This is a genomic window from Streptomyces sp. NBC_01237, assembly GCF_035917275.1.
GTDB lineage: Bacteria > Actinomycetota > Actinomycetes > Streptomycetales > Streptomycetaceae > Streptomyces.
On record NZ_CP108508.1, the window covers coordinates 5,696,878 to 5,709,944 of the forward strand.

Annotated in this window: 15 protein-coding genes; 6 read left to right on the plus strand and 9 right to left on the minus strand. The window is 72.4% G+C overall.

The genetic code is table 11. From position 1 onward, the window contains the following. Window positions 1-54: 54 nt before the first annotated feature. Together OG251_RS25550 and OG251_RS25555 are read right to left on the minus strand one after the other, a co-directional pair. Complete coding sequence (locus OG251_RS25550) at window positions 55-744, minus strand: RDD family protein (RefSeq protein WP_442818376.1); 690 nt, start codon at window positions 742-744, stop codon at window positions 55-57. Window positions 745-1,102: 358 nt separating this feature from the next. After that, window positions 1,103-2,782, minus strand: coding sequence for a hypothetical protein (locus tag OG251_RS25555; protein WP_442818377.1), 1,680 nt, complete (start codon window positions 2,780-2,782; stop codon window positions 1,103-1,105). An 87-nt stretch (window positions 2,783-2,869) separates the two neighbouring features. Between OG251_RS25555 and OG251_RS25560 the strand changes: the two genes are divergently transcribed. The 4 genes from OG251_RS25560 to OG251_RS25575 all read left to right on the plus strand — a co-directional run bounded on the left by OG251_RS25560 (window position 2,870) and on the right by OG251_RS25575 (window position 5,813). Then, complete coding sequence (locus OG251_RS25560) at window positions 2,870-3,238, plus strand: hypothetical protein (RefSeq protein WP_326679315.1); 369 nt, start codon at window positions 2,870-2,872, stop codon at window positions 3,236-3,238. A gap of 91 nt (window positions 3,239-3,329) precedes the next feature. Further along, window positions 3,330-3,500, plus strand: a complete 171-nt coding sequence (locus OG251_RS25565; RefSeq protein WP_326679316.1) for a hypothetical protein — start codon at window positions 3,330-3,332, stop codon at window positions 3,498-3,500. A 274-nt stretch (window positions 3,501-3,774) separates the two neighbouring features. Continuing rightward, window positions 3,775-5,154 carry an NADP-specific glutamate dehydrogenase gene (gdhA, locus tag OG251_RS25570; RefSeq protein ID WP_326679317.1) on the plus strand — a complete coding sequence of 460 codons (1,380 nt, stop codon included), beginning with the start codon at window positions 3,775-3,777 and terminating at the stop codon, window positions 5,152-5,154. Window positions 5,155-5,396: 242 nt separating this feature from the next. Beyond that, the gene (locus OG251_RS25575; protein WP_326679318.1) at window positions 5,397-5,813 is read left to right on the plus strand and encodes a helix-turn-helix domain-containing protein; all 417 of its coding nucleotides are present in this window, start codon (window positions 5,397-5,399) and stop codon (window positions 5,811-5,813) included. Between the two features lie 48 nt (window positions 5,814-5,861). On the opposite strand, the gene OG251_RS25580 is transcribed toward OG251_RS25575, so the two are convergent. From OG251_RS25580 to OG251_RS25600, 5 genes are all read right to left on the minus strand, one after another. Beyond that, window positions 5,862-6,467, minus strand: coding sequence for a ClpP family protease (locus tag OG251_RS25580; protein WP_326679319.1), 606 nt, complete (start codon window positions 6,465-6,467; stop codon window positions 5,862-5,864). A gap of 2 nt (window positions 6,468-6,469) precedes the next feature. Then, the gene (locus tag OG251_RS25585; protein WP_326679320.1) at window positions 6,470-7,108 is read right to left on the minus strand and encodes an ATP-dependent Clp protease proteolytic subunit; all 639 of its coding nucleotides are present in this window, start codon (window positions 7,106-7,108) and stop codon (window positions 6,470-6,472) included. 227 nt (window positions 7,109-7,335) lie between these two features. Next, window positions 7,336-8,007 carry a peptide-methionine (S)-S-oxide reductase MsrA gene (gene msrA / locus OG251_RS25590; RefSeq protein ID WP_073718165.1) on the minus strand — a complete coding sequence of 224 codons (672 nt, stop codon included), beginning with the start codon at window positions 8,005-8,007 and terminating at the stop codon, window positions 7,336-7,338. Window positions 8,008-8,065: 58 nt separating this feature from the next. Further along, the gene (locus OG251_RS25595) at window positions 8,066-8,272 is read right to left on the minus strand and encodes a hypothetical protein (protein WP_326679321.1); all 207 of its coding nucleotides are present in this window, start codon (window positions 8,270-8,272) and stop codon (window positions 8,066-8,068) included. Between the two features lie 71 nt (window positions 8,273-8,343). Then, window positions 8,344-9,447 carry a hypothetical protein gene (locus OG251_RS25600; RefSeq protein WP_326679322.1) on the minus strand — a complete coding sequence of 368 codons (1,104 nt, stop codon included), beginning with the start codon at window positions 9,445-9,447 and terminating at the stop codon, window positions 8,344-8,346. Between the two features lie 67 nt (window positions 9,448-9,514). Here OG251_RS25600 and OG251_RS25605 point away from each other — a divergent pair, with 67 nt between their 5' ends. Then, on the plus strand, window positions 9,515-10,660 hold the full coding sequence (locus OG251_RS25605) for a cystathionine gamma-synthase (protein WP_326679323.1): 1,146 nt from the start codon (window positions 9,515-9,517) through the stop codon (window positions 10,658-10,660). Between the two features lie 66 nt (window positions 10,661-10,726). Here the strand turns inward: OG251_RS25605 and OG251_RS25610 are convergent, their stop codons facing one another. Both OG251_RS25610 and OG251_RS25615 read right to left on the minus strand, forming a co-directional pair. Continuing rightward, window positions 10,727-10,918: a DUF1059 domain-containing protein gene (locus OG251_RS25610; RefSeq protein ID WP_326679324.1), complete on the minus strand. Its 192-nt coding sequence runs from the start codon at window positions 10,916-10,918 to the stop codon at window positions 10,727-10,729. Between the two features lie 112 nt (window positions 10,919-11,030). Beyond that, window positions 11,031-11,561, minus strand: a complete 531-nt coding sequence (locus OG251_RS25615) for a MarR family winged helix-turn-helix transcriptional regulator (RefSeq protein ID WP_326679325.1) — start codon at window positions 11,559-11,561, stop codon at window positions 11,031-11,033. Window positions 11,562-11,718: 157 nt separating this feature from the next. Here OG251_RS25615 and ilvA point away from each other — a divergent pair, with 157 nt between their 5' ends. Continuing rightward, complete coding sequence (gene ilvA, locus OG251_RS25620; RefSeq protein ID WP_326679326.1) at window positions 11,719-12,948, plus strand: threonine ammonia-lyase; 1,230 nt, start codon at window positions 11,719-11,721, stop codon at window positions 12,946-12,948. Window positions 12,949-13,067 lie beyond the last annotated feature (119 nt).

Consider the following 13,067-nt stretch of genomic DNA (forward strand, 5'->3'; position numbering starts at 1 on the left):
CGGTGTGGTGCGGTGCGGCAGGGCGGTGCGCTCCGGCCGGGGGGTGGTGCGGCTTCATCCCGTCCGGGCGGCCACGGCGGCCCGGTAGCACAGCAGGTCCCTGCGCCGGATCTGGCGAATCCCCGCCAGATCCTCGTGGGGGCTGCCGTCCGTCAGGGTGCACAGTGCACCGGCTCCGGCGCCCGCGCCCGCACGCGCGCCCGGGTTCGCTCCCGCGCCGGTACCCGCTCGCGCGCCCTCGGGCCGGTCGGGGGCACGGCCGGTGACATGGGCGCGCAGCCCGCGCCAGGGCTGGAACGGCAGCCAGAGGAGTCCGTACAGCCAGCGCCGCACCAGCAGCCGGAAGGCCGGCCGGCCCGCGTCGGGAAGGGCGATCACCCGGACGCCCATGATCAGTTTTCCCGCGCTCGCCCGCACGGCCGCGGTCAGCAGCACCTGGTTGGCGAACGACAGGGCCAGCGCCAGACCGACGAGCAGCGCGGCCGTCCGGCCCGCGCCGGGCGCGTTCAGATAGGGACGGACCAGCAACCCGACCGCCAGCAGACAGAGGTAGGAGTCGAGCCCGATCGCCAGATACCGCCGCATGTCCCCGGTCGCCGAGGGCAGGCGGGGCGGCCGGCCCGGCGTTCCGGGCGGGTACGGATGCGGATGACTCAGCGCTTCGGGCGCATAGGGGTACGGATGCGGATACGGGGGGAGCCGGTGCGGGCGCGCCTGGTGCGACGCGACCGCGTGTGCGTACAACGGCGGTGTTCCCAACGGGCGTTGACCGCTCCGTGGCCCCCATGGCGTTGTCATGACGGCATCATGGCTGACCGTCAGGTGCCGTGTCGCGCTTCCCGCAGGGTAAGAACTCGCTCATCGGATCACCCTCGCACAACCCGGCCCGGCGTACCGGCCTCCGTGCCTCCCGGGCAAGGAGGGCAAGGAGGGGCAAGGCGGTGCAACGGGGTCACGAGGGCGACGGGCCCCCGCCGTCGCCACGGTGCGCTCCACCGGCCGGGCTCCGTATCGGGCCCGGCTTCCCGTCGGGCCGTGCGCAGCGTCCGGCCGGGCTCCGCGTCGGGCCGGGCTCCGGCTCCGTATCGGGCCCGGCTCCGGATCACCCGCAGCCGTCACCGGTCCACGGCAGCCGGTAGCGCGCGTCCAGCCGGTACTCACCGCCCCGGTCCACCGTGAGCCGTGTCCACTCGCCGTCCCGGCGCACGCACCCGCCGCCGTCCGCCCGCAGCCACGGCGAGTACGCGATCCGGATCCGTACCGAACCGGCCGCGGGCATCCGCAGCACCAGCGAAGCCGCGTCCCCGCGCACCACGGCACCCGGCGCGGACACCAGCGGCACGGCGTCGCGGACCCGGTAGATCCGCCACCCCTCGTCCTGCCACACCGGCTCCAGCCAGTCGGTACCGCGCCGTACGATCCCGGCCTCCGCCGCGGCCGGGCTGTCCGGCTTCCCGCTGTGCAGGACCACCAGTCCGACGCCCCAGCGATCCAGCCAGCCGCGGTAGGCCGCAGGGGTCAGGGTGCCCTCGTAGAACAGCCGCCCGCGCTCCACGTCCAGTTGGCGGTTCCAGCCGCGCGCCATGGAGGCGTACCGGGCGATCACGGCGGCCTCCCGGTGGTCGCGGGCCGGGACGACCTCGATCCGGGTGCGGTCGGCGCCGAAGCGGTGCAGGGCGGCGACGACCCCGTCGGTGTGCGCGGCCCAGGCGGGCACGTCGTTGGAGACCTTCAGATCGTCGTTGGTCTTGTCCACCACCCAGCCGGTGTTGACGGCCAGCACCGCCGCCAGCACCACCGTCGGTACCACCGCTGGCACCGCGCCGCGCGCCCGCTGGACGCCGCGCACCGGCCCCGCGCCCGGCCCTGGCCGGACGACGCGTGCCGTCAGGGCGGCCAGCAGCACGGGCGGACCGGCGACCCCCACCAGCCGCTCCACGTTCGTCCCGATGGGCGAGGAGACCAGAAAGGTCAGGACGACGCCGGCCGCGTACACGGCGCCCGCGAACCGCACCACCCGCCAGCCGCCCTCGCGCGGCGCCGCCAGCCACACGGCCGCGCAGGTTGCGAGCGGCATCCACAGCTTCCCGGAGGGCATCGGCTGCTCCCCCGAGAACGGGAAGAGCACCGTGGTCACCGCCACCACCGCGAAGGGCGGCAGCACCAGCGCCAGGGCCCGGTGCCACCGGCGGTCGAGCCCGTGGGCCGCACCCGCCACCACCAGGAACAGTCCCGCCACCGGGCTCGCGGCCGTCGTCAGTACACCGCACACCGCCGCGAGCGCCGGACGGCTCCGTACGTACAGCAGCGCGACCAGGCCGAACGCCACGCCCAGCGCGAACGTCGTCCGCCCCGACGCGACATTGCACCAGAGCGCCAACGACCCCAGCACCGCGGGTGCCAGTGGCCACCGCGCCCCGCCGCGCACGCACAGCCGGGCCAGCGCCCACGACCCCAGGAGCCCGGCGCCCACGGACACCGCCCGCACACCCACCAGCCCCATCAACGGCGGTGCCAGCACGCTGTAGTTGGCGGTGTGCGTCCCGCCGTACCAGGAGAGGTTATACGCGGACGAGGGGTGCCGCGAGACGAAGTCGGCCCAGGCGACCTGTGCCGCCAGATCCCCGCCGCCGGTGGCCAGGACCGTCGCCCACACCACGTACAACGGCACCACCGCCAGCGTCGCGACGAGCGGCACCTGCCACAGGGCGCGGTTTCCGCCGCCGCTCACCGTGGCGACCGGGCCGGGCGTGTGCGCACGGACGCTCTCGGTGATCCCCATGCGCAGAGACCCTAACCGGGCGGGGCCACCCTTTACGGTGAGGGGAACGTATGCGCGAACGGGCACGAAGGGCGGCCGGGTACGGCTATGGAGAACGACGACGCCATCTGGCGGCTGAGGCTGCGACTGCCCTCACGGCGGGGCGAGGACCTGGTCGGCGCCATCGCCGTCGACGAGCACGACTTCCCCTGGCTGCACGGCCGGTTCCTGGCCGGCCCCGCCCATGAGGAGGTGCGCGACCTCTTCGCCCGCGAACTGGTCCTCCTCGACCGGATGGACGAGGACGGGAGCGACGAGAGCGCCGAAGCCTGGGAGGCGGTCCACGACCAGGTGAACCGGACGATGACCCTGACCCGGCCGACGGGCGGGACGGTCGCCGAGTTCCTGCTGCACATCCAGGACGGCCGAGCCTGGTTCCGGTGGGTCGACACCCCCGTCCCGGTGGACGAGGTGTAGGTGGGTACACCCCGGACCAGGGTGAGAGCTCCCTCGTGACGGCCGGCTCCGGCCGGGAGACTCGGTGCATCACCCCAAAACGGAGGACACCATGAAGGCCCTGCTCCTGCTCGTACTGTCCGTCTCGCTCGTCGCGAACGTGTTCATCAACTTCGCGGTGGAGGAAAGCGGCCTGCAGATCGCGATGAGCGCCGTCGCGGGCGTCCTGGCGATCGGCTCCGGGGTCGGACTCTGGATGCTGCGCGAGCCGCGCGAATCCTGAGCGCGGCCGGGGGAGGCTCCGGGGCGGCGGCTTCAGGGCTACTGCTCAGGGGCGGCTCCGGTCCGGGAAGCGGGGGACGTCGTCCGGGCGTCGGCCGGACCGGTTGATCAAGGTCGATATGTCGACCGGCGCCGGTATACGGCCAGCATGTGGATGCCTTCGTAGATCATCAGACCGCTCTGGGACAATTGCGCCGTACAACGGTCCGTGCGTCAGCCCTCGGGACGGGGGCGTCGACGTGCATGTCGCCGACCCCATGGAAGGTCTTGATCAGATGCCGGCCAGCCCCGCCCCCTCACGCCCGCACGATGCCGACCACCGTGTCATCGAGCCGCTCTACGCCGAGATCCTGCGGCGCAACCAGGGCGAGCACGAGTTCCACCAGGCGGTACGCGAGGTCCTCGAAACACTCGGTCCGGTGCTGACGCGTCGGCCGGAGTTCGTGGACGCCCGCATCATCGAGCGGATCTGCGAGCCCGAACGCCAGCTGATCTTCCGGGTGCCGTGGGCGGACGACTCCGGCGACATCCATGTGAACCGGGGCTTCCGGGTCGAGTTCTCCAGCTCGCTCGGCCCGTACAAGGGCGGACTGCGTTTCCACCCCTCGGTCAACCTCGGCATCGTGAAGTTCCTCGGCTTCGAGCAGATCTTCAAGAACGCCCTCACCGGGATGCCCATCGGCGGCGGCAAGGGCGGCGCGGACTTCGACCCCAAGGGCCGTTCCGACGCCGAGATCATGCGCTTCTGCCAGTCCTTCATGACCGAACTCCACCGCCACCTGGGCGAGTACACCGACGTCCCCGCCGGTGACATCGGCGTGGGCGGCCGGGAGATCGGCTACCTCTTCGGCCAGTACAAGCGGATCACCAACCGTTACGAGTCCGGTGTCCTCACCGGAAAGGGCCTCGGCTGGGGCGGCGCCCAGGCACGCACCGAGGCGACCGGTTACGGCTGCGTCCTGTTCACCGCCGAGATGCTGCGCAGCCGGGGCGACTCCCTCGACGGCCAGCGCATCGCCGTGTCGGGCTCGGGCAACGTGGCGATCTACGCCATCGAGAAGGCCCAGCAGCTCGGCGCGACCGTGGTGACCTGTTCCGACTCCGACGGCTATGTCGTCGACGAAAAGGGCATCGACCTCGCCCTGCTCAAGGAGATCAAGGAAGCGGGCCGCGGCCGGGTCTCCGAGTACGCCGAACGCCGCGGTGAGCACGCGCGGTTCGTGCCCGGTACGGGGCTGTGGTCCGTGCCCGTCGATGTGGCCCTGCCCTGCGCCACGCAGAACGAACTCCACGAGGCCGACGCCATCGCCCTCGTACGCAACGGAGTGAAGGCCGTCGCGGAGGGCGCCAACATGCCCACCACCCCGGAGGCCGTCCGGGTCCTCCAGGAGGCGGGTGTCGCGTTCGCCCCCGGCAAGGCGGCCAACGCGGGCGGTGTGGCCACCAGCGCGCTGGAGATGCAGCAGAACGCGTCCCGCGACTCCTGGTCCTTCTCCCACACGGAGGAGCGGCTCGCGGAGATCATGCGCCACATCCACGACTCCTGCTACACGACCGCCGAGCGCTACGGCAGCCCCGGCAACTACGTGGTGGGCGCGAACATCGCGGGCTTCGAGCTGGTCGCGGAGGCCATGCTCGCGCAGGGCCTGATCTGACCGTGGACGCCGCGGGCACCGGTCCGGCCGGCCTCCGACCGGACCGGTGCCCGTTCGCCACGACGGCGCCCGCGCCCAGGACCGCCCGCGTCTTCCCGTAGGACGGCCTGTCCCTTCCCGTAGGAGGGACTGCCCCTTCCCGCAGGACGGCCGCGCGTCACGGGACTTCGCCGACAGCAGATCCGCCCCGGGCACAACGCCCGCACCTCGCCCGCCGGGCGCGACGCTCCTACTCTGGAGCGGTGAGCACCCATGCGACGAACCAAGCCCGCGTCATCCCCCTGCGCCCGTTCCCCGCGACGCGGCCGGACGCCGCCGCGCCCGCCGCGCCCGCGCCCAGAGAGCCGCTCTGGCGGGACATCGTCGGTGACGTCCTGCGCCGGGAGCGACTGGACCAGGAGCGCACGCTCAAGGACGTGGCCGACGCGGCGCGGATCTCGATGGCCTATCTCTCCGAGGTGGAGCGCGGACGCAAGGAGGCGTCGTCGGAAGTCCTCGCGGCCGCCGCGCACGCGCTCGGTCTCAGCCTCGCGGATGTCCTCGGTCTGGCCCGAGCCGATCTGGTCCGTCTGACCGGTGCACGCCCCCTGACCACCCGCCTCGGCCGCGCCGCCGCCCCGTCCGGGGCCATGAGGGGAGAGGTGAGCCTGGCGGCCTGAAGCCGGGGAGCCCCCCGCTCCCCCCGCCTCCGGCCGCCCGCCCCGCCGTCAGACGCGCGCTGGGACTCTGCGGCTGAGCACCTCGTCGGCGAGCCCGTACGCCACCGCCTCGTGCGGGGTGAAGATCTTGTCCCGGTCCATGTCCGCGCGGAGCGTCGCGAGGTCGTGGCCGGTGTGCCGGGACAGGACCTCCTCGACCTCGGAACGGATCCGGAGCATCTCCGCGGCGTGCACGCGCAGATCCGACACCGTCCCCTGCTGCCCACCGCTCGCCGGCTGCCCCAGCAGCACACGGGAGTGTTCGAGCACGAACCGCCGTCCCGGATTCCCCCCGGCCAGCAGCACCGCCGCCGTCGAGGCGGCCTGCCCCACGCAGAACGTCGAGATCGGCGAGGCGACGAAGCTCATCGTGTCGTAGATGGCCATCAGTGAAGTGAACGAGCCACCGGGGGAGTTGATGTAGATCGCGATCTCCGTGTCCGGGCTCGACGACTCCAGGTGGAGCAGCTGGGCGATGACGACGTTGGCGACCCCGTCGTCGATCTCGGTACCGAGGAAGATGATCCGCTCCGACAGCAGCCGGCTGAAGACGTCGTAGGACCGCTCGCCCTGCGGGGTGCGCTCGACGACGTTCGGAATCGTGTACTGGCCCATGATCAGAGTCCGATCCGTCGTCGTGAACCCGCCGGCCGTACGTCGTCGAGCGCGTCGACGACGCGGTCGACCATGCCGTACGCCTTTGCCTGCTCGGCCGTGAACCAGCGGTCGCGGTCACCGTCGCGGGAGACCGTCTCCGCGCTCTGCCCCGTGTGCTCGGCGGTGATCCGCTCGACGGCTCGCTTGGTGAACTCCAGGTTCTCCGCCTGGATCGCGATGTCGGCAGCCGTCCCGCCGATCCCGGCCGACGGCTGATGCATCATGATCCGCGCGTTGGGCAGCGCGAAGCGCTTCCCGGCCGTCCCGACGGTGAGCAGGAACTGCCCCATGCTCGCCGCGAACCCCATCGCGAGGGTGGAGACGTCGTTGGGGATCAGCCGCATCGTGTCGTAGATCGCGAGCCCGGCGGTCACGGAGCCGCCGGGGCTGTTGATGTAAAGGCTGATGTCGGTGCGCGGGTCCTCCGCCGACAGCAGGAGCAGTTGTGCGCAGACCCGGTTCGCGGAGACCTCGTCCACCTGTGTGCCGAGGAAGACGATCCGCTGGGTGAGGAGCTGCGCGGCCAGATGGTCGTCGAACCTGGTCGAGGGCGTGTCCTCGTCGGTGGCGCGCGGGTACGGGGCGAGGTGTGGTGACATGCGGTCCTCCCAGTGGCCGGCGCGGCTGCTGCCGCCGCGTTGCCTCCACCTTTGCCCCGCCCGCACCGGCCGCGGGGTTTTCTCGGCCCACGGCAGATTCGCCGACGGCAGAGCGGCCCCTGAACACGAAAGCGGCGGCGGGCCCGAAGGCCCGCCGCCGCAGTCCCGTTCGCGAGCGGTCACCCCGGCCGACGGTCACCCCGGCCGGTGGTCACCCCGGCTTCCGGTCATTCGCCCGTCGACGCCGGAGCCACCCCGATCGGGCAGGAGACGCCCGTTCCGCCGATCCCGCAGTAACCCGCCGGATTTTTGTCCAAGTACTGCTGGTGATAGGCCTCGGCAGGCCAGAACGGCCGGCCCTCCGCCGGGAGGATCTCGGTGGTGATCGTCCCGAAGCCGGAGCCGGTCAGGACCTGCTGGTACGCCTCGCGGGACGCGGTCACCGCCGCCGCCTGCTCGGGGGAATGGGTGTAGATCGCCGAGCGGTACTGGGTGCCCACGTCGTTGCCCTGGCGGAAGCCCTGGGTCGGGTTGTGGGACTCCCAGAAGAGCTTCAGCAGCTCCGCGTACGTGACCACCTTCGGGTCGAAGACCACACGGACGGCCTCGGTGTGGCCGGTCAGACCCGAGCAGGCCTCCTCGTACGTGGGGTTCTCGGTGTATCCGCCCTGGTAACCGACGAGGGTCGTCCAGACACCCTCCGTCTGCCAGAACTTACGCTCGGCGCCCCAGAAACAGCCCAGCGCGAAGTCCGCGGTCTCCAGGCCCTCCGGGTACGGACCCAGCAGCGGATTGCCCAGGACCGTGTGGCGGGAGGGGACAGTGAATTCGGGGGTGGACCGGCCGCGCAGGGCCTGCTCGGGGGTGGGGAGCTCGGGGGTACGGCTGTTCAGGAACATGCGGGGGCTCCTCCGGGGGCCGGGTGCGGGGTCGCTACTTACAACAAAGGTGCGGCGGTCAGGATTCCGGGCCGCCCGCCGACGGGCCGCCCGCCGAGGGGCCATCCGCCGACGGGCCGCCCGCCGACGGGTCCCTGCCCTCGCGCCGTGCGCCGGCGCCGGCTGCGGACTCGTGCGCCGCCATGTACGCGGCCGTCTTCCGCCTCGCCCGGAGCCACAGCCAGACGGCGAGCGCGATCATGACGAGCGGGATCAGTCGTGCCATGCGGGATACCGGTCCAATCCGAAGGAGGAGTCCGAGAGGCAGGTGCGGGGGAGCCCCGGGGAAGCCGCGGGTCAGTGCGGCAGGGTGGCCGGGCTGCCGCCGTTCGCCTCGTACCCGGCGACCGCGAGCGCCCGGTAGACCGTGTACTCGGCGGCCGGGTCGGGGTCCTGCGTCCACGGCAGCGCGCCCACGTGCCCGTCGATGTGGACCAGCTGGTGCATCGCCTCCGACCAGCGCTCCATCCGGACCAGGAACAGCACCAGGAGGTGGCGCACATGGGCCAGCATCGGGTCGTCCGCACGGGCCGCGTGCACCGCGAACATCGCGCCCTCGACCGCCTTCCCCACCACGACGCCCCGGTAGAAGCCCTGGACCAGATTGACCTCGGGCAGGTGCTCGTACACCGCGAACAGCGGCAGCGCGGCGAGCAGTGAACCCTGCGGGGCGCGGGCGGCGGCCGCGGTGGCGAACCGCTCGGCCTCCTCACGCGAACCGTGCCACTTCTCGCACCAGAAGTGCAGCGCGGCGATATGCGCCCCCATATGCGCCGGGGCGCGGTCGATGATCTTCGCCCAGAGCTGGTCGAACTGCTCGTGGGAGTAGCCCAGTCCACGGGCCACGGCCAGTTCGACGAGGTACGGCACCGGGTCGCCGGGCGCCAGCAGGGCCGCCTCGCCACAGACCGTACGGGCCTCCTCCAGGATGATCCGGAAGTCGTCCGACCCGGCGGTGGACGACCGCCACGCCTGCTGCACCAGGAACTCCGCGTGCACCGCCGCGCCGCCCGCGTCCTTCGGGGACTCCGCACGCCAGGAGCGCAGCCACGCCCCGCCCACGCCCGGCTGCCGCGCCAGCTCCAGCGAGGCCGCGCCCGCGAACGCCTGCACCCGCTGCCAGCGCACCTCGCCCTCCTTGGGCGTACCGGCCAGCAGCTGGGCCGCGGCCCGCCAGTCCTGGGTGCGCTGCACGACGTCGAGGACATCGAGCAGGTCCTGGTCCGGGCCCGGCATCCGGACGTCCAGATCCTCCTGGCGGACAAAGCCGTACGTGTCCGGGTCGGCCGCGTCCGGTGAACCGGGGGCGACCTGGCGGATGCCGCCGCGACGGCGCAGCATGATCGGGCCGATCACGGCGCCGAGCATGCACAGCGCGAGCAGGAACCACAGAATCTCCATGGCTCCATTGTCCCCGGACGGCGCAGTGTCCCGTGCGTGCCCTCGTGACGAACTACGCTCGGGCCTCATGAGCGACCAGCACAGCTTCGAGACCCTCGCGATTCACGCGGGGAACACCGCCGATCCCCTCACCGGCGCCGTAGTTCCGCCCATTTACCAGGTGTCCACGTACAAGCAGGACGGCGTGGGCGGGCTGCGGGGCGGCTACGAGTACAGCCGCAGCGCCAACCCGACCCGTACCGCCCTGGAGGAGAACCTCGCGGCCCTGGAGGGCGGCCGGCGCGGTCTGGCCTTCGCCTCCGGCCTCGCCGCCGAGGACTGCCTGCTCCGTACGCTGCTGACCCCCGGCGACCACGTCGTCATCCCGAACGACGCGTACGGCGGCACGTTCCGGCTGTTCGCCAAGGTCGCCACCCGCTGGGGCGTGGAGTTCTCGGTCGCCGACACCTCGGACGTGGCGGCGGTACGGGCCGCGATCACCCCGCGCACCAAGGCGGTCTGGGTCGAGACCCCGTCCAACCCGCTGCTCGGCATCACCGACATCGCGGCCGTCGCGGGCGTGGCCCGGCAGGCGGGGGCGCGCCTCGTCGTCGACAACACCTTCGCCAGCCCCTACCTCCAGCAGCCGCTCGCCCTGGGCGCGGATGTCGTGGTGCACTCCACCACCAAGTACATGGGTGGTCACTCGGACGTCGTCGGTGGCGCGCTGATCGTCAACGACCCCGAGCTGGCGGAGGAGTTGGCGTACCACCAGAACGCGATGGGGGCCGTCGCCGGTCCCTTCGACGCCTGGCTCGTGCTGCGCGGCATCAAGACCCTCGCGGTCCGTATGGACCGGCACACCGAGAACGCCACCAGGGTCACCGAGCTGCTGACCCGGCACCCCAAGGTGACCCAGGTCCTCTACCCGGGGCTGCCGGAGCACCCCGGGCACGAGGTCGCCGCCAAGCAGATGAAGGCGTTCGGCGGCATGGTGTCGTTCCGGGTCACGGGCGGCGAGGAAGCGGCCGTCGAGGTCTGCAACCGGGCGAAGCTCTTCACGCTCGGTGAGTCCCTCGGCGGCGTGGAGTCCCTCCTGGAGCACCCGGGCCGGATGACGCACGCCTCCGCAGCGGGCTCCCCGCTGGAGGTACCGGCCGACCTGGTCCGCCTCTCGGTGGGCATCGAGAACGCCGACGACCTGCTGGGCGACCTGACCCAGGCGCTCGGCTGACCCTGCCGCGGGGCTCCGCGTGCGACGGGTGCCCGTCCGTGACCGGGCGGGCACCCACACGGGTGATCAGACGGCGGCCTTCTCGTCCTCCAGCATGGCCCGGACCTGCTCGCGCAGTTCGGGGCCGTCGGTGTGTTCGTGGACCGAGACGGCGTGCTCGGTGGCGGCCCGTACGACTTCGTCCTCCTCACCGGAAATGGTGAGTGTGCAGTTCGAGTCGCTCGGATACTTGCGGCAGTCGGCGATCTTCCTGGTCATGACAGCCTCCTCGGCCGATGTGACGGCCCGCTCTCTCCAGGGTAGATCCGTTCACCGGCCCGGCGGGGGCGGTGTCGTCCCGCCGGGCGGTGCGATCCGAACCGGCGGCCGGTCAGTTGTCCTGCGGGCTCAGATGGGCGGCCTGGCGTGCGGCCAGTGCCGCGTTGAACCGGGTGAGCAGGGCGCAGAAGGTGTCGCGCTCCTCGGTGCTCCACTCGTCGGTCACCTGGGACATCAGCTCCCGTCGGGAGGCCCGGACCTCGTTCAGCCGGGCCTGGCCGCGCGGCGACAGCTGGAGCACGACGGCCCGGCCGTCCTCCGGGTGCGAGGTGCGCTTGACCAGGCCGGTGTCGACGAGCGGTGCGACCTGGCGGGTCACGGTCGAGGAGTCGATCCCCATCCCCGCGGCCAGTGCCTTGACGCCCATCGGGCCTTCCCGGTCCAGCCGGTTCAGCAGCAGATACGCCGCCCGGTCCATGGAATTGCGGACCTGGCCGACACCGCCGAGGCGGGTCTGCTCGGCACGGCGGGCGAAGACGGCCACCTGGTGCTGGAGGGCATCGAGGAGGTGGTCGGGACCCGGGTGTTCGGGGGCGGCGCCCCCGGAAGGAGACGCAGCAGTCGTCATGTCCTGAGGGGGCATGGCCGGGGGCTCTCTTCGTGCGGTGTCGGATGGGTGGGGGACAGAGTACGCGGCCACGGGGCAACGTGTACCAGCGCTGCACAAACCTGTGGACACCACCGCAGGCCACCGTGAGACGGCCCGGCCGCGATCGGCCGGAACTGCGAGACTTGCTGTCATGACCTTCCGTACGCCGAGCCCCTTTCCGCCGCTGATCCTCGATGACATCCGCGGGGCGCGGAAGATGCTGTCCGGTGTGGCCAGGGTGACGGCCATGGAGGGCAGCCGCCATCTGACCGGCCTGGTGGGCGCACCGGTCCACCTCAAGTGCGAGAACCTTCAGCGCACCGGTTCGTTCAAGCTGCGCGGCGCGTACGTGCGGATCTCGGGCCTCAGCCCGGTCGAGCGGGCGGCCGGTGTGGTCGCCGCGAGCGCCGGGAACCACGCGCAGGGTGTCGCCCTGGCCTCCTCCCTCCTGGGGGTGCGGTCGACGGTGTTCATGCCCGTCGGCGCTCCGCTGCCGAAGGTCGCCGCGACCCGTGAGTACGGGGCCGAGGTCCGGCTGCACGGCCATGTCGTCGACGAGACGCTCGCCGCCGCCCAGGAGTACGCGCAGGAGACGGGCGCGGTCTTCATCCACCCCTTCGACCACCCGGACATCATCGCGGGACAGGGCACCGTCGGCCTGGAGATCCTGGAGCAGTGCCCGGAGGTCCGCACGGTCGTCGTCGGCGTCGGCGGCGGCGGGCTCGCCGCGGGCATCGCCGTCGCGGTGAAGGCCGTGCGCCCCGACGTGCGGATCGTCGGGGTGCAGGCGGCGGGTGCGGCCAGTTTCCCGCCGTCGCTGGCCGCCGGCCACCCGGTCTCCCTCGAATCGACGCAGACGATGGCCGACGGCATCAGGGTCGGGCGCCCCGGCGACGTACCGTTCGGGATCATCGAGGAACTGGTCGACGAGGTGCGTACGGTCACCGAGGACGAGCTCTCCAGCGCCCTGCTGCTCTGCCTGGAGCGGGCGAAGCTGGTCGTCGAGCCGGCCGGGGCGAGTCCGGTGGCGGCGCTGCTGAGCGACCCGGGCGCGTTCCGGGGGCCGGTCGTCGCGGTGCTGTCGGGCGGCAATGTGGACCCGTTGCTGATGCAGCGCATCCTGCGGCACGGGATGGCCGCCGCGGGGCGCTATCTGAGCCTGCGGCTGCGGCTCACGGACCGGCCCGGCGCGCTCGCCACCCTGCTGGCCGCGCTGTCCCTGGCCGACGCCAACGTCCTGGACGTGAGCCATGTGCGGACCGACCCCCGGCTGGGGCTCACCGAGGCCGAGGTGGAACTGCACCTGGAGACCAAGGGCCCGGAGCACTGCGAGGAGGTCGCGGCGACGCTGCGCGGGGCCGGGTACCTCGTGATGAGCTGACCGGACCGGGGCGGGACCGGGGCGGCGGCCGGAACCAGGGGCCGGGCGGGGCGGAGACCGGGCGCAGGCGTTCACCGGGCGGGCAGCGGGCGGCGTACCTAGGATCTGTGCTCAGGAAG

Excerpts from the sequence above, each read along its gene's own strand:
- OG251_RS25555 (WP_442818377.1), bottom strand. The coding sequence starts at position 2,782 with ATGGGGATCACCGAGAGCGTCCGTGCGCACACGCCCGGCCCGGTCGCC.
- OG251_RS25560 (WP_326679315.1), top strand. The coding sequence starts at position 2,870 with ATGGAGAACGACGACGCCATCTGGCGGCTGAGGCTGCGACTGCCCTCA.
- OG251_RS25565 (WP_326679316.1), top strand. The coding sequence starts at position 3,330 with ATGAAGGCCCTGCTCCTGCTCGTACTGTCCGTCTCGCTCGTCGCGAAC.
- gdhA (WP_326679317.1), top strand. The coding sequence starts at position 3,775 with ATGCCGGCCAGCCCCGCCCCCTCACGCCCGCACGATGCCGACCACCGT.
- OG251_RS25580 (WP_326679319.1), bottom strand. The coding sequence starts at position 6,467 with ATGGGCCAGTACACGATTCCGAACGTCGTCGAGCGCACCCCGCAGGGC.
- OG251_RS25585 (WP_326679320.1), bottom strand. The coding sequence starts at position 7,108 with ATGTCACCACACCTCGCCCCGTACCCGCGCGCCACCGACGAGGACACG.
- msrA (WP_073718165.1), bottom strand. The coding sequence starts at position 8,007 with ATGTTCCTGAACAGCCGTACCCCCGAGCTCCCCACCCCCGAGCAGGCC.
- OG251_RS25595 (WP_326679321.1), bottom strand. The coding sequence starts at position 8,272 with ATGGCACGACTGATCCCGCTCGTCATGATCGCGCTCGCCGTCTGGCTG.
- OG251_RS25600 (WP_326679322.1), bottom strand. The coding sequence starts at position 9,447 with ATGGAGATTCTGTGGTTCCTGCTCGCGCTGTGCATGCTCGGCGCCGTG.
- OG251_RS25605 (WP_326679323.1), top strand. The coding sequence starts at position 9,515 with ATGAGCGACCAGCACAGCTTCGAGACCCTCGCGATTCACGCGGGGAAC.
- OG251_RS25610 (WP_326679324.1), bottom strand. The coding sequence starts at position 10,918 with ATGACCAGGAAGATCGCCGACTGCCGCAAGTATCCGAGCGACTCGAAC.
- OG251_RS25615 (WP_326679325.1), bottom strand. The coding sequence starts at position 11,561 with ATGCCCCCTCAGGACATGACGACTGCTGCGTCTCCTTCCGGGGGCGCC.
- ilvA (WP_326679326.1), top strand. The coding sequence starts at position 11,719 with ATGACCTTCCGTACGCCGAGCCCCTTTCCGCCGCTGATCCTCGATGAC.